The following is a 20,460-nucleotide window of genomic DNA, read 5'->3' as shown; positions in this document are numbered from 1 at the left end:
GGGCCGCAGTTTAACCTCACGCCATGGCGGGCTGGTCGGACCGTTGCTCGACGTTCGCCGCGACATCGCCGCGGAGGAAGGCGAGGATGTCCGGGTTGACGATGTCCGGATGGGTCGTACACAGCCCGTGCGGCAAGTCCTGGTAGGTCTTGAGCGTGCCGTTCCTGAGCAGCTTGACCGCCAGCGGCGCCGAGTCCGCATACGGCACGATCTGGTCGTCCTCGCTGTGGATGACCAGCACCGGCACCTCGATCGCCTTGAGGTCCTCGGTGAAATCGGTCTCGGAAAACACCTTGATGCACTCGTATTGGCCTTTGGCGCCGCCCATCATCCCCTGCCGCCACCAATTGTCGATCGCGCCCTGGATGACCTTGGCGCCGGGCCGGTTGAAGCCGTAGAACGGCCCGCTCGGCAGGTCGATGTAGAATTGCGAGCGGTTGGCGGCGAGCGCCTTGCGCAGGCCATCGAAGGCCTCGATCGGCGTTCCGCCGGGGTTGGAGTCCTTCTTGACCATCACCGGCGGGATGGCGTCGACCAGCACCGCCTTGGCGACGCGGCCTTGGCCATGCCGCGCGACGTAGCGCGTGACTTCGCCGCCGCCGGTCGAGTGGCCGATGTGGATGGCGTCCTTGAGGTCGAGAAAAGCGACCAGCTCGGCGACGTCGGCGGCGTAGGTGTCCATGTCGTTGCCGTCGGAGGTCTGGGTCGAACGGCCGTGGCCGCGGCGGTCGTGGGCGATGACGCGGTAGCCTTCGCCCAAGAAGAACAGCATCTGGTTGTCCCAGTCGTCGGCGCTCAACGGCCAGCCGTGATGGAACACGATCGGCTGGGCGTCGCGCGGGCCCCAGTCCTTGTAGAAAATCTCGGTGCCGTCGGTGGTTGTGATCGTCGTCATCGGGTGCCCTCCCGGTGGGGATGCCGGCCGGCAGGGCCGGAGCTGGGTCTCGTGAAGGGGAACCGATGCGCGGGCCGTTACAGCCGCCCGCAAACGCCTCGGACTCGGTCGCGCAGACGGCAATTCCGTACCAGAAATCATGTGGCACGGCCATGACGGCGGCGGATAATTTCAGCCCGCGGCCGCGTCCGTGCGTCCCTTGAAACCCTGCGCGACGACGTACCATTCGCTCGAGCCCTTGCGGCTGGCGGGGGGCTTGGCGTGCTTCACCGCGGTGAAGTGTCGCTTCATTTCGGCGACCAGATTATTGTCGGCGCCGCCGGCCAGCACCTTGGCGACGAAGGCCCCGCCGGGGCGCAAGATTTCGGTGGCGAACTCGAGGCCTGCCTCGACCAAACCCATGGTGCGCAAATGATCTGTCTGGGGGTGGCCGACGGTGTTGGCGGCCATGTCCGACAGCACCAAATCGGCGGGGCCGCCGAGCGCTTCGCGCAATCTGGCCGGAGCGGTTTCGTCCATGAAGTCGAGCTGGAGGATGGTCACGCCGTCGATCGGGTCGGTGGGGAGGAAGTCGATGCCGACGACGCGGGCGGCGGGCGTCGTCCGCCGGACGACCTGGCTCCAGCCGCCCGGCGCGATGCCGAGGTCGACCACCGCCTTGACCCCGCGCAGCAGCCCGAAACGCTCGTCGAGCTCGAGCAGTTTATAGGCGGCGCGGCTGCGGTAATTGTCGGCCTTGGCGCGCTTGACATAGGGGTCGTTCAATTGCCGCTCGAGCCAGCGGGTCGAGCTAACCTTGCGCCCCTTGGCGGTGCGGATATGCTTCATAAGACATAGCCGTCGCGCGCCATCAGCGAGCGCAAAATCCCCTCGCGGATGCCGCGGTCGGCGACGCCGAGCTTTTCGGCCGGCCAGATTTCGAGGATCGCCTCGAGAATGGCGCAGCCGGCGACCACCAAATCGGCGCGGTCGGGGCCGATGCACGGCAGGTTGGAGCGCTCGGCGTAATCCATTTCCGAAATCATCGTGCCGATCGCGCGCATCGCATCGATCGGCACATGCAGGCCATCCACCGCGCGGCGGTCGTACGACGGCAAAGCGAGATGGACGCTGGCGAGCGTGGTGACGGTGCCGCTGGTGCCGAGCAGGCGGATGCCGTCGGCAGTGCTGGGCAGAGTTTCGGCGAACAAGGCGAATGAGCTGCGCGCGCGCTGGACCATGCGCGCATAGGCCTTGACCCGGTCCGGACCCTCGATCGCCTCGCGGCCTTCGCTCTCGGTCAGCGAGACCACGCCCCACGGCGCGCTCCACCACGCGCGGATGCGCGGCAAGCCCTCGTCCTGGTCGACCAGCACCAGCTCGGTCGAGCCGCCGCCGATGTCGAAGATCAGCGCCGGGCCGTCACCGGGCTCGAGCAATTTGTGGCAGCCGAGCACCGCCAGACGCGCTTCTTCCTGGGGCGCGATGATGTCGAGCGCGATGCCGGTTTCGGCGCGCACGCGCTCGACGAAGTCGCGGCCGTTGGCGGCTCGGCGGCACGCCTCGGTGGCGACCGCGCGCGACAGCGAGACATTGCGGCGGCGCAATTTGTCCGCGCACACGCCGAGCGCGGCGACGGCGCGGTCCATTGCGTCAGGCGCCAGGCGGCCGCGTTGAGCCAGCCCCTCGCCCAAGCGGACGATGCGCGAGAAGGCGTCGATCACGGTGAACCCGCCGGGGCTCGGGCGGGCGATCAGCAGGCGGCAATTGTTGGTGCCGAGATCAAGCGCGCCGTAGGTGTGGCGATGAGTGTTGTGCCGCCCCGGCGGCTGTTCGGAGGCCAGCCCCGCTTGAGCAAGCGGCGCCGGCGCGCTGGCGACACTGTGCGCCATGGCGTACGCCCGTTCTTATCCTGCGCCGCCGGGGTCCGACGGCTGACTTAAGGCAGGTTTAATCACAGAATCGGTGCACAGGGCAAGCACGGCGCCGGCGTTGTGCCGTGGCGGGGCAGGTCGCGCCAGGCGCGTGCGGCCAATCGGCATGGCGGGGTGGGCCGCCAGCTCCGGCTCCCACCCCGTCACGCCGCAGGCGGCCGGATCAGCGGTGGCAGATCGGGACCCAGATGAACCAGTCGCACAGCATGCTGCGCGCATATTCGCCGGTGCCCTTGCCCTTGCCTTCGGGGAGGAAGTGCGAGTTGGCGATGGCCGGCCCGGCGACCATGAACAGAGCGAGCGCGGCGATAATCTTTTTCTTCATGACAGCCTCTTCGATGCATGCCGGGTGAATCCCCCGGCGGGCCGCCTAAGTCGGGCAAAATTGCCCCCTTTCGCTTAAGTATTGATCCTATTTGGAGGGACTTAGCCGTCCTCAAAGCGGCGCGCGCCAGCGCGGGAAGATGGCACCGGCGACGAGCGCTGGCGTTGACACTCTACCGGCTGCTTCCTATCCCGCGCCCGCGCAGGCCCGCCGCTGCCCCGTCGTCTAACGGTAAGACTACGGACTCTGACTCCGTCTATCGAGGTTCGAATCCTCGCGGGGCATCCACGGGCCGCCCACCCTTTTCCTGGCACTCGCCACTCGACAGCGTCCGGCACTCCGCGCATCCTCGGCCAATGGCCCGGCCTGTGACCGTCATCGGAAGCTTCGTCAGCCCCTACGTGCGCAAGGTGCTGGTGTGCCTGATGCTCAAGGGGCTCGACTACCGCATCGACCCGATCACGCCGTTTTTCGGCAACGACGAATTCGCGCGGCTGAGCCCGCTGCGGCGCATACCGGTCTTGATCGACAGCGAGGTGGTGCTGACCGACAGCTCGGTGATCTGCGCCTATCTCGACGAGGCCTATCCGGGCCGGCCGCTGCTGCCGGTGGCGCCGGCCGCCCGCGCCCGCGCCCGCTGGCTCGAGGAATATGCCGACAGCCGGCTCGGCGACCTGTTCATCTGGAGCCTGTTCTATCAGAAAATCGTCCGCCCGGCGGTGTGGGGCGAGCCGGGCGACCTGCCGCGCATCGAGCGGGTGCTGCGCGAGGATATTCCGGCGGCGCTCGACTATCTCGAAGGGGAGTTGCCGGCCGACGGCTATTTGTTCGGCGACATCGGCCTCGCCGACATCGCGCTGGCGAGCTTCTTCCGCAACGCCGACTATGCCGATTTCACGGTCGATGCGGCGCGCTGGCCGAGGGTCGCGGGATTCGTCGCGCGCATTCTCGCTTATCCCGCCTTCGCCGAGTTGAAGCGGTTCGAGGACGTCCAGCGCAACGCCGAGATCAAGCGGCGGCACGAGGCGCTGCTCGATGCCGGCGCGCCGCTCACCGATACGACCTGGGGCACGCGCGAGGCGCGGCGGGGCATGATGCGGCTGTAGACCGTTAGTGCTGGGTGCCGGCGATCCAATGCTCGAGGCGGGTGCGCAGCGAGCGGCGCGAGGGGATGAAGCCGGGCTGATCGGTCACCGGATCGTCCTCCGCCTCGTAGATGGTGAGGTTGTCGGGCAATCTCGGACGCACCGCCTCGCGGCCGCGCAGACGGTCTTCGGCGAGGCCGATCGCGCGGTGGACGTCCTCGGCGGTGAACGGCTTCATCAGGCAGCCCAATGCGAGGTCGGGCATCGGGAAGCTCGGCGCCTTGCCGCTGACGAACAGGCACGGCACGTCGAAACCCTGCAGGCGGACGGCGACCGAGAAGCCGGTCGAGCCGCGGGCGAGGTGGAGATCGACCAACGCGAGGTCGGGCTGGTGGCGATCGGCGGCGGCGACCGCGCTGTCGGCGTCGTCGGCGATGCCGACCACCGAATAGCGCGGGTTGTCCTCGACGAGGTATTTGAGCGTCCCCGCGAGCTGCGAGTCGTCCTCGACGATCAGGATCTTGAGCACCGGCGAGTCTCCCCAAACCCACGGAAAATCCGTCGGTGACGGTGCGACGAATCGGGCGCGCTGCGAATCCCCGGGGAGCCCGGTTAACGACGAGCCGTAACTGCGACGAGGCGGGACGACGGCGTTAAGCGCGGTAGAAAATATGTGCGCCGATCTTTTCCACCTTGGTCAAGCGGCGGCCCCACGACGGGGCGACGTAATCGGCGTGGTACCACAGCACGTCGGCGGGCAGGCTGGCGGCGGCGTTGGCCATCGCGATGCGGGCGATCGCCTGCGCCTTGCGCCACGCCTGGCAGCCGGCGTCGACGCGCGGGAAGCGGCCGGCGCGGACGAACGAGAATTGCGCCTTCTGCTTGACCACGCCGCACCAGGTGGCGGGGTAGCGGCCCGAGGCGGCGCGGTTGAGGACCACGCGGGCGACCGCGAGCTGGCCTTCCAAGGGCTCGCCCATGCTTTCGAAATAGACCGCTGTGGCGAGGCAATTGGCTTCGCTGTCGAGCGCCGGGCCAGTGCTGTAGGCTTCGACCAAAGCGTGGAGTGGCTGGGCCAACGGCAATGTCTGGCGGAATTGCGCGGGGAGCACCGCGACCGGGCTCAGCGTCGCGGCGATCGAGGGTTGCGCGATGCTCGCGGTGGTGCCGCGGGTGAGCGGGGTCGGGATCGCATTGGCGATGCCCAGGGCCGATGCCGGTTGCGGTGCCGGCAGCTTGATCGTGTCGGAGGCCGGCGCGACGACCGCGATCGGCGTGGCGATCGACGGTGCGGTCGCCGCGGCGGCCTCGCTCGAACTCAGCACCAGCATTAGAAAACCCATCGCCGCAGACGCGCCGCGGCTACCCAGAAGTCGGATCAAAATTCGTCTCTGCCATGTGCGGCCGATCGTGCCCGCGCGCTTCAAGCGCAGTTTCCGCGAAGTGGTGCGGGAGGGGGATCGTCCGTCTTGCCCGGAGCCGGGCCTTAGCGCCTGCGGCTCACTCGCTCATCAAATCGATGATTGGCAGGTAGTCGATATTAATCGTTACGCCACCTGCCCAGCGGTGAACCGTGCGCACGCTGGGATGGAATCCGGAACTCTTTCAATTTGTTCAGTTATTTCGTGGTTTTTGAGTGGTTAACGGCACCTCTGTTGTCCCCTCGCGGGACTCGCTAGAGGGCGGCGGAAGCGCGGTCGACGCGCCGAGGGGAAGCATAGCGTGGCCCATTGGCTGATGAAATCCGAGCCGGCGAGCTACAGCTGGGCCGACCTGGTGCGCGACGGCGGCACCGAATGGGACGGCGTGCGCAATAATGCGGCGCGGCTCCACCTCAAGGCAATGGAGGCCGGCGACGAGGCGTTCCTCTACCACAGCATGTCGGACAAAGCGGTGGTCGGGGTGATGCGCATCGTGCGCGCGGCGGCGCCCGACCCCAGGGACGGCGCCTGGGTGTCGGTTAGGGTCGAGCCGGTGCGCGCTTTACCATCGCCGGTCACGCTGGCCGCGATCAAGGCCGAGCCGAGCCTCGCCGCGATGGAGCTGATCCGCCAGTCGCGACTGTCGGTGGCGCCGGTGCGGGCAGCCGAATGGGCCAAGGTTCTGGAGCTTGCCGAGCGCGACTGACCGCCCTCCCCGGCAGGATTGCATCGACTCGTCCGCCGAAAACAACGCCTCACGGCGTTGCGCCGCGCAGGCGCTGCTGCCGCCACCGGCACAGGCGTAACGGAGTCGGTCTTCGCCGCGCCATCCAAGGACATGCATTTGCGTTCGTTGTTCAATTTTTCCCCGCGCGACATCGCGATCGATTTGGGCACCGCCAACACGGTGGTCTACGTGCGCGGGCTGGGAATCATCGCCAGCGAGCCGTCGGTGGTGGCGATGGAGACCGTCAACGGGGTGCGCCGCGTGCGCGCGGTCGGCGACGACGCCAAATTGATGATGGGCAAGACGCCCGACAACATCCGCACCATCCGCCCGCTGCGCAACGGGGTGATCGCCGACCTCGAGGTCGCCGAGGAAATGATCAAGCATTTCATCCGCAAGGCGCATGGCGGGAGCAACCGCTTTTCGCGCGGGCCCAAGGTGGTGATCTGCATCCCGTCCGGCGCGACCAATGTCGAGCGGCGCGCGATCCGCGACGCGGTGACCAACGCCGGGGCGGGCAAGGTCTCGCTGATCGAGGAGCCGATGGCGGCGGCGATCGGCGCCGGCCTGCCGGTCAGCGACCCGATCGGCTCGATGGTGGTCGACATCGGCGGCGGGACGACCGAGGTCGGCGTGATCTCGCTCCAGGGCCTCGCGTTCGCCTGCTCGGCGCGGGTCGGCGGCGACCGCATGGACGAAGCGATCACCGCTTATGTCCGGCGCAACTTCAACCTGCTGATCGGCGAGGGCACCGCGGAGCGGGTCAAGCTCGAAATCGGCACCGCGCGCCCGCCATGGGACGGCGGCGGGCTCGAGGCGCACGTCCGCGGGCGCGACGTCGGGCGCGGCGTGCCGAGCGAAATCACCTTGAACCAGGCGCAAGTCGCCGACGCGCTGCGCGAGCCGGTCAACCGGATCGTCGAGCTGGTCCGCGGCGCCTTGGAGCACACCCAGCCCGAGATCGCCGCCGACGTCATCGACGAGGGCATCACGATGACCGGCGGCGGCTCGCTGCTGCGCGAGATCGGCACCGTGCTGGCGGACGAGACCGGGCTCCCGGTGCGGGTCGCCGACAACCCGTTGAGCTGCGTCGCGCTGGGCGCCGGGCGGACGCTCGAGGAACCGCTGTATCGCGGGGCGCTGCTCCGCGCATAGAGGACGCGGGCGGCGGGGCGGAACCGGCTTAAAGCCCCTAATGTCCCGTACGCGGCGACCATTTTTGCGGCTTTAAGGCAGGGTTTCCTACAGGCGGCGGATGCGCGGGTTGGGGGGCGGCGGCGGCGCCGCGGCGGCGGCGGCGATGGCATCGAGCACCGCCTGATGCTGCGCCCACACCGCCTCGGCCTCGGCGCGCTCGGCGGCCTGCTGCCGGTCGCGGTCGTGCAAGGCCTCCCAATGATCGCGGCGCTGGGCGGCCGAACGGCGCTGACTGTCCTCGATGCGATGCTCGCCGGCGAGCACTGCGATCGCCAGCCGCTCGCACTGGCGGTGCTCGACGCGGACCAATTTGCCGCGGCGGAACACCGGAACGAACGCGCCGCCGATCGCGCGCTCGAGCGCCCCGGCGCGCACCCGTTCGATGCCCTCCTCGAGCGACTCATCCCAGGCGCGAACGAAAGGCGCGCCTGCTGATAGCTGAGATCATTGCTGACCAATACAAGGCCTATGATTTGCCGACGTTGGGCGAGCGTCTAGGGGCTTGCGCCCGGTACAAATTCGGAGGCGATGAGTAGCAAGCGGTTATACATCGGCACGCGGCTACAGCGGTTAGGGGAGCTCGATGTCATGCGGGTTGCTCGAGAGCTGGCCACGGAAGTCCAAAATGAGGAGTTGGATCGACTTGTTTCGAGGTCTAGTCCGGCAGATGACGCGATATCAGGCGCGCTGGCCAGATTCGACAAAGATGTCGTTCATCAGCGGTGGACATCGGCATTGGACCGGAGGGCCACGGACCCTGAGGGTGCGATCACACTAGCGCGAACACTATTAGAGGATGTGATGAAATGGCTACTTACGAAGCAGCAGGTGCCCTTTGACGAGAAGGCCGAACTGCCCGCCCTCTATCGGTTGGTAGCTGAGAATCTCAATTTGGCGCCGGACGCACACACGGAGAATGTGTTCAAGAGAATCCTTGGAAGCTGCCAATCAGTTGTTGAATCGCTTGGCACGCTCCGCAACAAACTGAGCGATGCGCACAGCCCGGGACCGCTCCGCGCGAGGCCCCAGCCGCGGCATGCTGAGCTTGCGGTCAACCTCGCGGGTGCAATGGCGACATTCTTAATCGCCACTTGGGAAGCACGTCTCCCCTAACTCCTTCGCCCTCCTCGCCGGATTCCGTCACGGCTTTCCCCGATCAGGTCCTGGGGTGGTCGATTGTTACCGTTCGAAAAAGGGCCGTCACGGGCGGCCGTGACGTCGATCCTGTCGGCGGAGCCGCAGGTCGGCCGGGCGCACGCCGTCTCTTCGACATAAGGCCGGCGTCCCCCGGATAGAGTCCGGGGGTCGGCGGCCTTATGCTCGGCGGCTAAGCGGCCTGCTTCGCTCGATTAGCCCGCTTGCGCTCATGCGGATCGAGATACCTTTTGCGCAACCGAATAGACGCGGGCGTCACCTCCACCAATTCATCGTCATCGATGTACGCAATCGCCTGCTCCAGCGTCAGGCGCTTCGGCGGGGTTAGGCGGATCGCGTCGTCCTTCCCGCCGCTGGCGCGGAAGTTGGTGAGTTGCTTGGCTTTCATCGGGTTGACTTCGAGGTCGTCGGTCTTGGCGTTCTCGCCGACGATCATGCCTTCGTAGAGCGGGTCGCCGGGCGCGACCATGAGGATGCCGCGCTCCTCGAGGAAGCCCAACGCATAGGCGTTGGCGGCGCCCGAGCCGTTGGAGATCAGGACGCCGTTCTTGCGCCCCTCGATCGGGCCCTTGTGGGGGCCGTAGCGCTCGAACAGGCGGTTCATCAGGCCGGTGCCGCGGGTGTCCGAGAGGAACTCGCCGTGGTAGCCGATCAGGCCGCGCGAGGGGGCCGAGAAGGTGATGCGGGTCTTGCCGCCGCCCGACGGGCGCATGTCGGTCAGCTCGGCTTTGCGCGCCGCCATCTTCTCGACCACGGTGCCGGAATATTCATCGTCGACGTCGATCACGACGGTTTCGTAGGGCTCGGTGCGCTGGCCGTTCTCCTCGCGGAACAGGACGCGGGGGCGGCTGATGCCCAATTCGAAGCCTTCGCGGCGCATCATCTCGATCAGGACGCCGAGCTGGAGCTCGCCGCGGCCGGCGACTTCGAAGCTGTCCTTGTCGGCGGCCTCGGTGACCTTGATTGCGACGTTCGATTCGCCTTCGCGCAGGAGGCGGTCGCGGATCATGCGGCTGGTGACCTTGGAGCCTTCGCGGCCGGCCATCGGCGAATCGTTGACGGCGAAGCGCATCGACAGCGTCGGCGGGTCGATCGGCTGGGCGTGGAGCGGCTCGCTCACGCTGGGGTCGGCGATGGTGTCGGCGACGGTCGCGGTGGTGAGGCCGGCGATCGAGATGATGTCGCCGGCGCGGGCCTCGTCGACGGGGACCCGCTCGAGCCCGCGGAAGGCCATCAATTTGGTCGCGCGGCCGGTCTCGACGATCTTGCCGTCGGGGCTGAGCGCGTGGATCGGGGCGTTGACCTTGATGCTGCCCGAGGCGACCAGGCCGGTCAGGATGCGGCCGACGAAATTGTCGCGGTCGAGCAAGGTGACGAGGAATTTGAACGGGCCGTCGGGGTCGGCCGAGGGCGCGGGGACGTGGCTGACGATGGTCTCGAACAGCGGGGTCAAATCGCCCGAGCGGACGTCGTGGGTGAGCCCGGCATAGCCGTTGCGGCCCGACGCGTAGAGCACGGGGAAATCGAGCTGCTCGTCGTTGGCGTCGAGCAGGACGAACAGGTCGAACACCTCGTCGAGGACTTCGGAGGCGCGGGCGTCGGGGCGGTCGATCTTGTTGACGACGACGATCGGCTTGAGGCCGAGCGCGAGCGCCTTGCCGGTGACGAACTTGGTTTGCGGCATCGGGCCTTCGGCGGCATCGACGAGGAGGATCACGCCGTCGACCATGCTCAAAATGCGCTCGACTTCACCGCCGAAATCGGCGTGACCCGGCGTGTCGACGATGTTGATGTGGGTGACGGTGCCGGCGGCGTCGGGCCATTCGACCGAGGTGCATTTGGCGAGGATGGTGATGCCGCGCTCTTTCTCGAGGTCGTTGGAATCCATCGCGCGCTCTTCCACGCGCTGGTTGTCGCGGAAGGTGCCGGATTGGCGGAACAATTGGTCGACGAGCGTGGTCTTGCCATGATCGACGTGGGCGATGATCGCCACGTTGCGCAAATTCATTTGAATGTCCGAAAATAGGGAGCCGCGCCCCTAGCCCAATCGCGCCTTTGTTGCAACGCAGCATGGCGGAAGTGAGGCGATCAGGCGGCGGGGCGCGGCCTCACAGGGTGGCGGGGGCGCGGCGGTCGCGGTCGAAATGATCGGACGGCAGCGCCGGGTTGATCCGCCGGGCGAGAACGCGGTTGGTCGACAGCAGCTTGCCGGTCGCGAGATCGATGTCGATGTTGAGATGCGCGGCCGTCACGCCGTCGACGGCGACGAATTCGGTAAAGCGCGTCTCGACCCGCTGCCGGGTTGCGCTGACATCGGGATGATAGGCGCGCTCATCGCGACGGCGAACGGCCAGTCCGCTCGCCGGGTCGACATAGAAATAACTGATGTGGCCGGTGCCGAAGCGAATTTCGACGACCGCGTGTGCGCGCCCGAGGATCACGGCTGGGGGCATCAGCGCCAGCTTGTGGCCGCGCTCGGCGAAGCGATTCCAGCCGAACAAATGATTCTCCGCGCCGTTGGTCAAGGCGTTGGCGGCGCCGGTCGCGACGCTCGGCTGCGCGCCGACTTTCTCGCCGCCCCAGATCCACACCCCTTTCGAATCGACGCCTTCGGCACCGACCAACTTGCCGGCGGCATAGACATCGATCCGCACCAGGCCCTCGGCGTTCGCCGCGTAATGGCCGTTGAGCGTCTGGCCGCCTTCGACGATCTCGACGTCGATGTGGAGCGCGCGCACCCGATCCAGTGCCGCCGCGCCGCCGCGCGCGAGGGTGTTGCGCCGGATCACCTCCTCGAGCGTGAGCTCGCGACGCCCCAGCCGGAGCGGCGCACAGGCGGCCGCCGCGCCGGACCCGATCATCGCGAGCATCGCGCGCCGTGGGAGATGGGTTGGCATCGGGGCTCGTCCTTCATTCTTGCGCACCGGTTGATTGGCGCGCTGGCCGAAATGCCGGCGACGATCGACTGGCTTTCGACAAGCCGCAGCGGTGAACGGCAGACGCGCGGTTTGTGGCGTGGTGCTGCGCGCCAATGCGGCGCGGCGCGGCGGCTATAGCCCGCGTTCGAGGATTTCGAGGGCGCGTTCGACGGCGCGCAGCTCGCTGTGGGCCAAGCGCGCGAGGCGCGGCTCGAGCCCGGTGCCGGCGTTGGGGGCGACGCTCAGCGCGCCGCGGCCCTCGTCGGTCAGCTTCAGGGCGAGGCGGCGGCGGTTGTCGGGATCGGGCGCGCGCTCGATCAGCCCGGCGCGGACCAGCGCGTCGACCGAGCGGCTGACCGCGGGGGCGCCGCGGCGGACTACCGAGGCGACCTTGTTGAGGGTGGCGGGCTCATTGGCGGCGACCGCGGCGAGCAAAGTGCGGCGGGCGCGGTCGGTGCGCTCCGCCGGGCCGTCGGCGACGAACGCCTGGGCGACGGCGGTGAAGCGGGCGGCGATGGCCGCAGGTGACGATCCCCACATGGATCAGGATGCTAGCAAATAATTGTTGAATGGCAACATTGTTGTTAGCACAGGTCATGAGCCGGCCGGCCCCGCCCCTGCCCCGCGCGCAGCGACCTGGCGCAAAACCGCCGCGCGCGAAGCTTCCGCGCAACGTGTGGGTGCTGGGGTTCGTCAGCTTGCTGATGGACCTGAGCTCGGAGATTTATCACGCGCTGCTGCCGGCGTTCATCACCGTCACGCTGGGGCTGCCGGCGGCGGCGATGGGCGCGATCGACGGGGCCGCGGAAGGCACCGCGTCGTTCGCCAAGCTCGCCTCGGGGCGCTTGAGCGACCGCAGCCGGCGGCGCAAGCCGTGGATCCTTGCCGGCTACGGGCTGGCGGCACTGTCCAAGCCGTTGTTCCCGCTCGCGGCGAGCGCATGGGCGGTGATGGGCGCGCGCTTCGCCGACCGCGTGGGAAAAGGCATCCGCGGGGCGCCGCGCGACGGGATGATCGCCGACGAGACCCCGCCCGAACTGCGCGGACGGGCGTTCGGGCTGCGCCAGTCGCTCGACACCGTGGGCGCGCTGATCGCACCGATCGCCGCGGTCGGGCTGATGATTTTGCTCGCGGGCGACATCCGCGCGGTGTTCTGGATTGCCGCGGTGCCGGCCTTGCTGTGCTTCGCGCTGGCGTGGTTTGCCTTGAAAGAGAGCAACCGGCCGCATGCGGCGGGGCCGCAGCCGGCGTTGTTCGCCGGGTTTCGCCAGCTCGATGCCGCGACCAAGCGGATCATCGGGGTCGGCTTCCTGTTCACCCTGGCGCGCTTTTCGGAAGGTTTTTTGATTTTGCGCGCGCTCGACGCGGGGGTGTCGGTGGCGCTGTCGCCGCTGGTGCTGGTGCTGTTCAACCTTGGGTTTGTCGCGCTCGCCTATCCCGCCGGGGCGCTGAGCGACCGGGTCAGCCCCAAGGCGGTGCTCGCGGGCGGGATGGCGCTGCTGATCGCCGCCGATGTCATTTTGGCGCAGGAGGCGGGGCTGGTGGTGCTGGGCGTCGGCGTGCTGCTGTGGGGGGCGCACATGGCGCTGACGCAGGGGATTTTCGCGCGGATGATCGCCGACAGCGCGCCCGCCGAATTGCGCGCGACGAGCTTCGGGGCGTTCCATTTCGCGACCGGGGTGGGGACGTTGTTGGCGAGCGTCGGCGCGGGGCTGATCTGGGACCGCGATGGCGCGGGGGCGACTTTTCTTGCGGGTGCTGGAGTGGCGGCGGTGGCGTTGGCGATGTTGGCGTTGTTGCCGGATACATCCCGCCATTCGGGTGGGTAGAAGGTTACCCCTCCACCAGCTGCGCTGGTCCCCCTCCCCATGAAATCATGGGGAGGATGTGCGCGACCGAACCTTTTGGCGGGGCGATGCCTCTATGCTGTGTGAGCGATTGGCTCGCGGGCCGCTCCGGGCGGCGATGCACAGGGGAAGAAAAGACATGGCACAAGACCAGGCAGCACTCGACGCGGCGCGCGGGCGGGTGCTCGACACGATGGAGTCGGGGCGGCGGTTGACCAATTTCGTAACGGGCGCGGCGGCGCTACTCGAGATCGCCTTGCTGATCGCGTGCATCCTGCTGGTCGATTGGGGCGACCGCACGCAGGTGCTGTTGTTTGTGATTTTCATCTTGAGCTACTTCATCATCATGCTCGGGATGCTCGGTCTGGCGGGCCATGTCACGAGCGCGACGGCACGCATCCTCGCCGCGCTCGATCCGCACGGCGATGAGCGGCCGTGACGCGGGGCCGCGCTACGGCGATGCACGGGCCGAGCTGGTACTGCGGGTGGCGCGGGCGCAGTCGGGCGACCGCGCGGCGCTTGAGCGGCTGCTGCGTGATCTACAGGGCCCGCTGTTCCACCATGTGCGGAGCATCGCGCGCGACCGCGACCTCGCGCTCGACGCGCTGCAGAACAGCCTGCTGCTGATCGCGCGGCGGCTGCGCTCGCTGCGGGACCCGCGGTGGTTCAAGGCATGGGCGTATCGGATTGCGACGCGCGAGGCGGTGCGGGCGGCGAAGCGCCAGTCGGCGGTCGACGCGCGCTGGGCCGAGGTGGAGCTGGCGGACGCGGTTGCGGCGCCGGAGGTAGAGGAGCCGTTCGACGCGGGGGAGATTCGCGCCGCGATCGATCGGGTCGATGCTTTGCCGCCGGCCAGCGCAATTGTCGTGCGGCTGCATTATCTCGAGGAAATGACCCTGGCGGAGATCGCCGAGGCGCTGGAGAGTCCGGTGGGGACGGTGAAGTCGCGGTTGGCGTACGGGTTGGGGAAATTGCGCGGGGCGATGGTTGGGGGGTGAGGTGCTCGGCTGACGTGCGTTTTCACAGAGCAGGCTCCTGCGCGGTCTCGCCCGACTCCCCCGCCCCTTCGCCGCTGCGCGTCTCTCCCCGCCCCTGAAGGGGCGGGGGTTAGCGGGTGAATTTTTCTCCGGCGGCGGCTTTGTCGAGGAGCAGTTTTGAGAAGCTGAAATCGCTGCCCATGCGCGCTTCTTGGCGCTTCAATCCTTCGACGATCTTGTCGAGGCCCTCGGTGTCGGCCCAGAACATCGGGCCGCCGCGGTAGACCGGCCAGCCGTAGCCGTAGACCCACACCACGTCGATGTCGGAGGCGCGCTGGGCCATGCCTTCCTCGAGGATCTTCGCGCCCTCGTTGACCATCGTGTAGAGCGTGCGATCGATGATTTCCTGGTCGGAAATGTCGCGTTTCTCGACGCCTTCTTTCGCGCGGAAATCGTCGATGATTTCCTGGACGCGCGGTGACGGCGACGGCCGGCGCTTGTCGTCGTAGTCGTAGAAGCCGGCCTGCTTTTTCTGGCCCCAGCGGCCTTCGGCGGCGAGCGCGTCGCGGATGTTCTCGATGCGGTTGGGGTCGCGATGCCAGCCGATGTCGACCCCGGCGAGGTCGGCCATCTGGAACGGCCCCATCGGCATGCCGAACGCGACATGGACCTTGTCGATCTGCTCGGGCGTGGCGCCCTCCAGCAGCAATTTGGTCGCCTCGACCTGGCGCGGCATCAGCATGCGGTTGCCGATGAAGCCGTGGCACACGCCGGCGACCACCGCGACCTTGCGGATGCGCTTGGCGATCTGCATCGCGGTCAAGAGCACGTCGGGCGCGGTCTTCGCCCCGCGCACCACCTCGAGCAATTTCATGATGTTGGCGGGCGAGAAGAAGTGCAGCCCGACGACGTCCTGCGGACGTTTGGTCGCGGCCGCGATCTCGTCGACGTTGAGGTACGAGGTGTTGGAGGCGAGGATCGCGCCGGGCTTGGCGATCGCGTCGAGGCGCCCGAAGATGTCCTTCTTGATGTCCATCTGCTCGAACACCGCCTCGATGATCAGGTCGCAATCGGCGAGCGCGTTGAAATCGAGGGTGGGCGACAGCAGCCCCATCGCTTGCTCGACCTGCTCGGGCTTGAGCTTGCCCTTGGCCGCGCTGGCCTCGTAATTCTTGCGCATCACCCCGGTGCCGCGGTCGAGCGCTTCCTGGCTGGTTTCGACGATGGTGACGGGGATTCCGGCACTCAGGAAATTCATCGAGATGCCGCCGCCCATGGTGCCGGCGCCGAGCACGCCGACCTTGCGGATTTCGCGCGGCTGCGTGCCGTCGGGGAGGCCGTCGATCTTGGCCGCCTTGCGCTCGGCGAAGAAGAAATATTGCTGCGCCTTGGCCTGGGTTCCGCTCATCAGCTCCATGAACAATTTGCGCTCTTCGATGACGCCCTCGGCATAGGGCTTGGCGACCGCCGCCTCGACCGCCTTAATGTTGGCCTCGGGTGCTTCGAAGCCGCGCAGGCGGCGCGCATTGGCCTTGCGGAAATCGTCGAACAAAGCGGGGTTTGTGCGGGCCTCGGCGATTTTGTCGTCGCGCTCGGACGATTTGGGGAGCGGGCGGATGTCGCGCACTTCCTCGGCGAAGGCGACCGCGTGGGGCACCAATTCGCCCTCGACGAGGCGGTCGACGAGGCCGGCGTCATGCGCCTGCTTGGCACCGATCGGGGCGCCGCTGGTGCACATTTCGAGCGCGCGCTCGACCCCGGCGACACGGGGCAGGCGCTGGGTGCCGCCGGCGCCGGGGAGCAGGCCCAATTTGACCTCGGGGACGCCGAGCTTGGCCGAGGGGACGGCGACGCGGTAGTGGCAGCCGAGCGCGATCTCGAGGCCTCCGCCGAGCGCGGTGCCGTGGATCGCGGCGACCACCGGTTTGGAGCTGTTCTCGATGGTGTCGACCACCGAGGGGAGCCACGGCATGACGGGGGGCTTGCCGAACTCGGTGATGTCCGCGCCGGCGAAGAAGGTCTGGCCCTCGCACGCGATGACGATTGCTTTGACGCTGTCGTCGGCTTCGGCCTGCTCGATCGCCGCGACCAGGCCCTGCCGCACCGCGGCGCCGAGCGCGTTGACCGGCGGGTTGTTGGAGGTGACGATCAGCACGTCGCCATGCTTGCGGGTGGAGATGGGCGAGGTGGTCATGGCTTGTCCTTCGATACGGGTCTTCGACTTCGCTCAGCCCCTACTCAGGATGAGCGGAAAACTACACAACCGCTCATGCTGAGTAGCGGTGAGCCTGCCGAACCGCGGATCGAAGCATCATAGCGCGGTCCGTCCGTAGGTTTGGCGGTTGAAGGGGTGGCTGGAAGCGAGGCCGCCGTCGACGACGAGGGCTTCGCCGTTGACGTAGCTGGATTCGTCGGAGGCGAGGAACAGCGCTGCGGCGGCGATTTCGGCGGGGATGCCGCCGCGGCGCAGCGGATTGAGGTGGCCGATCTTGTCTTCGACGCCCTTGGCGCGAGCGTGGTCGTAGACCATCGTGGTCATGCCGGTTTCTATGAGGCCGGGGCAGATCGCGTTAACGCGGACGTTGGAGCCCGACAGCTGCTGCGCGGCGACTTTGACCAGATTGATGACGCCCGCTTTCGATGCCGAGTAAGCCGCAGGGCCGGCGCCCGAGCGCAGGCCCGCGACCGACGCGGTGCACACGATCGAGCCGCCGCCGCGCGCTTTCAAATGCGGCGCGGCGTGCTTGATGGCGAGGAACGGGCCGATGAGGTTGACGCGCAGGACCTCGCTCCATTCGGCGACGGTGGCGTCGAGGACGCTGTCGAGGCCGCCCGAGATGCCGGCGTTGGCGAAGACGATGTCGAGGCCGCCGTGGTCGGCGACGGTGTTGGCGATGAGCGCGGCCACCTGCGCTTCGTCGCCGGCGTCGCAGGTCACGTCGGCGCCCTTGATGTCGGCGCCGACGACGGTCGCGCCTTCGTCGCGGAACAGGGCCGCGCTGGCCTTGCCGATCCCCGAGCCGGCGCCGGTGACGATCGCGATTTTTCCCGCGAGGCGGCCGGTCACAGCCCGACGCCGATGGTGCTGCCGCCGTCGACGATGATCGCCTGGCCGGTCATGAATGCGGAGGCCGGCGCGGCGAGGAAGACCGCGGCGCCGGCGATCTCGTGCGGCTCGCCGATGCGGCGGAGGGGGGTGGTCTTGGTCACCGCTTTGAGCGTGTCGGGATTCTCCCACAGAGCCTTGGCAAAATCGGTGCGGACGAGGCCCGGCGCGATGCAGTTTACGCGCACGCCCTTGGGGCCGAATTCGGCGGCGAGGTTGCGCGCGAGCTGGAAGTCGGCGGCCTTGGAGATGTTGTAGGCGCCGATCATGGTCGAGCTGGTGAGGCCGCCGATCGACGAGACGATGACGATCGAGCCCTCGCCGCGCTCGAGCATCTGCGGCGCGGCGAGCTGGACCAGCCAATGGTTGGCGATGACGGTATTGTCGAGGATTTTGCGGAACTGGTCGTCGGTGATGCCTGCCATCGGGCCATAGTATGGGTTGGACGCGGCGTTGCAGACGAGCACGTCGATGCGGCCGAATGCTTCGAGGGATTTGGCGACGAGGTTTTCGAGCGCGGATTTGTCCGAGATGCTGGCGGCAATCGCGATGGCGCGGCCTTCGCCGTGCTTGGCGTTGAGCGCGGCGGCGACCTCCTCGCAGGCGTCCTGCTTGCGGCTCGAGATGACGACCTTGGCGCCGTGGTCGGCGAGCGCTTCGGCGATTGCCTTGCCGATCCCGCGCGACGAGCCGGTGACGATCGCGACTTTGTCGGTGAGGTCGAACAAGGGGGTCATTCCGTCACTCCAGACCCGTTCGGTTCGAGCGAAGTCGAGAACTGCGTTCGAGCGTGAGCGAGAAGCCTCGGCTGCGCTCGGCATAGTCCCTCGACTACGCTCGGGAGGAACGGATTTTGGTGGGTTTCAGCCGACGGGCGCATGTTTCGCGTACTCCATCAGCGCGATGCTGCGGTTGTGGACTTCGTCGGGGCCGTCGGCGAGGCGCAGGGTGCGGATTCCGGCCCACGAGGCGGCGAGCGGGAAATCCTGGCTTACCCCGGCGCCGCCATGGGCCTGGATCGCGTCGTCGATGATCCTTAGCGCCATGTTGGGGGCCTTGACCTTGATCATCGCGATCTCGGCCTTGGCCGCCTTGTTGCCGGCCTTGTCCATGCGGTCGGCGGCGAGCAGGCACAGGAGCCGCGTGGCGTCGATCTCGATCCGCGCCTCGGCGACACGCTGCTCCCACACGCTGTGCTCGGCGAGGCGTTTTCCAAATGCGGTGCGGCTCTGCAGGCGGCGGCACATCAGCCCGAGCGCTTCCTCGGCGGCGCCGATGGTGCGCATGCAATGGTGGATGCGGCCGGGGCCGAGGCGGCCTTGCGCGATCTCGAACCCCCTGCCCTCTCCGAGCAGCAAATTGGACGCGGGAACGCGGACGTCCTTGAGCGCGATTTCCATGTGGCCGTGGGGCGCGTCGTCATAACCGTAGACGGTCAGCGCGCGCTCGACTGTGATTCCGGGCGCGTCGAGCGGGACGAGGATCATCGACTGCTGGGCGTGCTTGCGCGCCTCGGTGTCGGTCTTGCCCATCAGGATGGCGACCTTGCAGCGCGGGTCCCCGGCGCCCGACGACCACCATTTCTTGCCGTTGATGACATAATCGTCGCCGTCGCGGACGATGCGGCAGGCGATGTTGGTTGCGTCGGACGAGGCGACGCCGGGCTCGGTCATCAGGAACGCCGAGCGGATTTCGCCGCGCATCAGCGGCGCCAGCCACTGCTCCTTCTGCTCCCGCGTCCCGTAGCGGTGGAGCACTTCCATGTTGCCGGTGTCGGGCGCCGAGCAGTTGAACACTTCGGCCGACCACAGGATGCGGCCCATCTCCTCGGCGCACAAAGCGTACTCGAGGTTGGTCAATTGCTCGCCCTCGAAGGCAAAGCTCTCGTCGACATGCTGGAGCGCGCCGCCCGGCGGCATGAACAGGTTCCACAGGCCGGCGCCGCGGGCGGTTGGCTTCAAGTCCTCGATCAGCCTGAGCGGCTGCCATCGGTCGCCAGCCGCGATCTCCCGGTAATAGTCGGCGACTCGGGGACGGATGTGCGCATCGATGAACTCGCGCACTTTATCGCGGAAAAAAGCCTGCCGTTCCGTAAGGTCAAAGTCCAACGCGCATCCCTTCGCTTGCAATGCCCGCTCGGTAGCGTTCTAAAACCGGCTAGGACGGTGACTGGCGAAGGGCAAGTAGCATGGCCGATCTCGAGACATTCCGGAGCGAAACGCGGGCCTGGCTCGAGGCCAATTGCCCGCCCGAAATGCGCGTCCCGATGAAGTCCGAGAAAGACGCCTGCTGGGGCGGGCGCAATTTCACCTTCCAGTCGCCGGCGCAGAAGCAATGGCTCGACGCGATGGGGGGGCGCGGGTGGACCGTGCCCGACTGGCCGAGCGACTATGGCGGCGGCGGGCTGTCGCCAGCCGAGGCCAAGGTCCTGAAGCAGGAAATGGCGGCGATCGGGGCGCGGCCGCCGCTGACCAGCTTCGGGATTTCGATGCTTGGGCCGGCGCTGCTCAAGTTCGGCAGCGAAGCGCAGAAAAAGAAATATTTGCCCGAGATCGCGCGCGGGGAAATCCGCTGGTGCCAGGGCTATTCGGAGCCCGGCGCGGGGTCGGATTTGGCGGGCTTGCAGACCAAAGCGGAAGACCGCGGAGACCATTATCTGGTCAACGGGCAGAAGGTGTGGACCAGCTACGCCGACGAGGCGGACTGGATCTTTTGTCTCGTGCGGACCTCCAGCGAGTCCAAACACAAGGGGATCAGCTTCCTGTTGTTCGACATGGCCAGCCCGGGGGTGACGACCAAGCCGATCCTTTTGATCAGCGGCTACTCGCCGTTTTGCGCGACCTTTTTCGACGATGTGAAGGTGCCCAAGGACCAGCTCGTCGGCGAGGAAAACC

At 67.5% G+C, this 20,460-nt stretch carries 22 protein-coding genes and 1 tRNA gene; 9 read left to right on the top strand and 14 right to left on the bottom strand.

From position 1 onward, the window contains the following. Positions 1-16 precede the first annotated feature (16 nt). The 4 genes from RMP08_RS10710 to RMP08_RS10695 form a co-directional block, all read right to left on the bottom strand. Entirely contained in the window at positions 17-895 is an 879-nt protein-coding gene (locus RMP08_RS10710) for an alpha/beta hydrolase (protein WP_310468989.1), read from the bottom strand. Between the two features lie 171 nt (positions 896-1,066). After that, complete coding sequence (locus RMP08_RS10705) at positions 1,067-1,723, bottom strand: RlmE family RNA methyltransferase (RefSeq protein ID WP_310468988.1); 657 nt, start codon at positions 1,721-1,723, stop codon at positions 1,067-1,069. Further along, positions 1,720-2,766 carry a Ppx/GppA phosphatase family protein gene (locus RMP08_RS10700; RefSeq protein WP_310468987.1) on the bottom strand — a complete coding sequence of 349 codons (1,047 nt, stop codon included), beginning with the start codon at positions 2,764-2,766 and terminating at the stop codon, positions 1,720-1,722. The genes RMP08_RS10705 and RMP08_RS10700 overlap by 4 nt, the downstream gene beginning before the upstream one ends. 205 nt (positions 2,767-2,971) lie before the next feature. After that, a complete protein-coding gene (locus RMP08_RS10695; protein ID WP_310468986.1) occupies positions 2,972-3,133 on the bottom strand; it encodes a hypothetical protein in 162 nt (53 codons plus the stop codon). Between the two features lie 214 nt (positions 3,134-3,347). Here RMP08_RS10695 and RMP08_RS10690 point away from each other — a divergent pair. After that, positions 3,348-3,421, top strand: a tRNA-Gln gene (locus RMP08_RS10690). 68 nt (positions 3,422-3,489) lie between these two features. After that, positions 3,490-4,239 (top strand): glutathione S-transferase family protein, encoded by a 750-nt coding sequence (locus RMP08_RS10685; RefSeq protein WP_310468985.1) that lies wholly within the window; start codon positions 3,490-3,492, stop codon positions 4,237-4,239. A gap of 4 nt (positions 4,240-4,243) precedes the next feature. Here RMP08_RS10685 and RMP08_RS10680 read toward each other — a convergent pair whose 3' ends face one another. Together RMP08_RS10680 and RMP08_RS10675 are read right to left on the bottom strand one after the other, a co-directional pair. Continuing rightward, positions 4,244-4,747, bottom strand: coding sequence for a response regulator (locus RMP08_RS10680; RefSeq protein ID WP_310468984.1), 504 nt, complete (start codon positions 4,745-4,747; stop codon positions 4,244-4,246). A gap of 124 nt (positions 4,748-4,871) precedes the next feature. Continuing rightward, on the bottom strand, positions 4,872-5,561 hold the full coding sequence (locus tag RMP08_RS10675) for a cell wall hydrolase (RefSeq protein ID WP_310468983.1): 690 nt from the start codon (positions 5,559-5,561) through the stop codon (positions 4,872-4,874). A 379-nt stretch (positions 5,562-5,940) separates the two neighbouring features. Here RMP08_RS10675 and RMP08_RS10670 point away from each other — a divergent pair, with 379 nt between their 5' ends. After that, on the top strand, positions 5,941-6,345 hold the full coding sequence (locus RMP08_RS10670) for an EVE domain-containing protein (protein WP_310468982.1): 405 nt from the start codon (positions 5,941-5,943) through the stop codon (positions 6,343-6,345). A gap of 132 nt (positions 6,346-6,477) precedes the next feature. Continuing rightward, positions 6,478-7,521: a rod shape-determining protein gene (locus tag RMP08_RS10665; RefSeq protein ID WP_310468981.1), complete on the top strand. Its 1,044-nt coding sequence runs from the start codon at positions 6,478-6,480 to the stop codon at positions 7,519-7,521. 87 nt (positions 7,522-7,608) lie between these two features. On the opposite strand, the gene RMP08_RS10660 is transcribed toward RMP08_RS10665, so the two are convergent. Then, positions 7,609-7,938 (bottom strand): hypothetical protein, encoded by a 330-nt coding sequence (locus RMP08_RS10660; RefSeq protein WP_310468980.1) that lies wholly within the window; start codon positions 7,936-7,938, stop codon positions 7,609-7,611. Between the two features lie 153 nt (positions 7,939-8,091). Here RMP08_RS10660 and RMP08_RS12290 point away from each other — a divergent pair, with 153 nt between their 5' ends. Beyond that, positions 8,092-8,676, top strand: coding sequence for an abortive infection family protein (locus RMP08_RS12290; RefSeq protein WP_409049790.1), 585 nt, complete (start codon positions 8,092-8,094; stop codon positions 8,674-8,676). A gap of 214 nt (positions 8,677-8,890) precedes the next feature. On the opposite strand, the gene typA is transcribed toward RMP08_RS12290, so the two are convergent. The 3 genes from typA to RMP08_RS10645 all read right to left on the bottom strand — a co-directional run bounded on the left by typA (position 8,891) and on the right by RMP08_RS10645 (position 12,176). Next, positions 8,891-10,726, bottom strand: coding sequence for a translational GTPase TypA (gene typA, locus RMP08_RS10655; protein WP_310468979.1), 1,836 nt, complete (start codon positions 10,724-10,726; stop codon positions 8,891-8,893). Positions 10,727-10,826: 100 nt separating this feature from the next. Beyond that, complete coding sequence (locus tag RMP08_RS10650) at positions 10,827-11,615, bottom strand: hypothetical protein (RefSeq protein ID WP_310468978.1); 789 nt, start codon at positions 11,613-11,615, stop codon at positions 10,827-10,829. A gap of 153 nt (positions 11,616-11,768) precedes the next feature. Next, a complete protein-coding gene (locus RMP08_RS10645; protein WP_310468977.1) occupies positions 11,769-12,176 on the bottom strand; it encodes a winged helix DNA-binding protein in 408 nt (135 codons plus the stop codon). A 56-nt stretch (positions 12,177-12,232) separates the two neighbouring features. Here RMP08_RS10645 and RMP08_RS10640 point away from each other — a divergent pair, with 56 nt between their 5' ends. The 3 genes from RMP08_RS10640 (at position 12,233) to RMP08_RS10630 (ending at position 14,481) form a co-directional block, all read left to right on the top strand. After that, positions 12,233-13,465, top strand: a complete 1,233-nt coding sequence (locus tag RMP08_RS10640) for an MFS transporter (protein ID WP_310468976.1) — start codon at positions 12,233-12,235, stop codon at positions 13,463-13,465. A gap of 157 nt (positions 13,466-13,622) precedes the next feature. Continuing rightward, positions 13,623-13,922 (top strand): hypothetical protein, encoded by a 300-nt coding sequence (locus RMP08_RS10635; protein ID WP_310468975.1) that lies wholly within the window; start codon positions 13,623-13,625, stop codon positions 13,920-13,922. Beyond that, positions 13,909-14,481 carry an RNA polymerase sigma factor gene (locus RMP08_RS10630; protein WP_310468974.1) on the top strand — a complete coding sequence of 191 codons (573 nt, stop codon included), beginning with the start codon at positions 13,909-13,911 and terminating at the stop codon, positions 14,479-14,481. Before RMP08_RS10635 ends, RMP08_RS10630 begins: the two co-directional genes overlap by 14 nt. A gap of 109 nt (positions 14,482-14,590) precedes the next feature. Here the strand turns inward: RMP08_RS10630 and RMP08_RS10625 are convergent, their stop codons facing one another. From RMP08_RS10625 to RMP08_RS10610, 4 genes are all read right to left on the bottom strand, one after another. After that, positions 14,591-16,654: a 3-hydroxyacyl-CoA dehydrogenase NAD-binding domain-containing protein gene (locus RMP08_RS10625; RefSeq protein WP_310468973.1), complete on the bottom strand. Its 2,064-nt coding sequence runs from the start codon at positions 16,652-16,654 to the stop codon at positions 14,591-14,593. Between the two features lie 117 nt (positions 16,655-16,771). Then, on the bottom strand, positions 16,772-17,527 hold the full coding sequence (locus RMP08_RS10620) for an SDR family NAD(P)-dependent oxidoreductase (RefSeq protein WP_310468972.1): 756 nt from the start codon (positions 17,525-17,527) through the stop codon (positions 16,772-16,774). After that, positions 17,524-18,303 (bottom strand): SDR family oxidoreductase, encoded by a 780-nt coding sequence (locus tag RMP08_RS10615; RefSeq protein ID WP_310468971.1) that lies wholly within the window; start codon positions 18,301-18,303, stop codon positions 17,524-17,526. The genes RMP08_RS10620 and RMP08_RS10615 overlap by 4 nt, the downstream gene beginning before the upstream one ends. Positions 18,304-18,429: 126 nt before the next feature. Next, the gene (locus tag RMP08_RS10610) at positions 18,430-19,674 is read right to left on the bottom strand and encodes an acyl-CoA dehydrogenase family protein (RefSeq protein ID WP_310468970.1); all 1,245 of its coding nucleotides are present in this window, start codon (positions 19,672-19,674) and stop codon (positions 18,430-18,432) included. An 80-nt stretch (positions 19,675-19,754) separates the two neighbouring features. Between RMP08_RS10610 and RMP08_RS10605 the strand changes: the two genes are divergently transcribed. Further along, positions 19,755-20,460, top strand: a 706-nt coding sequence (locus RMP08_RS10605) for an acyl-CoA dehydrogenase family protein (RefSeq protein ID WP_310468969.1), incomplete at its 3' end; no start/stop codon positions are given.

The organism is Sphingomonas sp. (genome assembly GCF_031426035.1).
Lineage (GTDB): Bacteria > Pseudomonadota > Alphaproteobacteria > Sphingomonadales > Sphingomonadaceae > Sphingomicrobium.
This window is presented reverse-complemented; position numbering and strand designations above follow the sequence as displayed.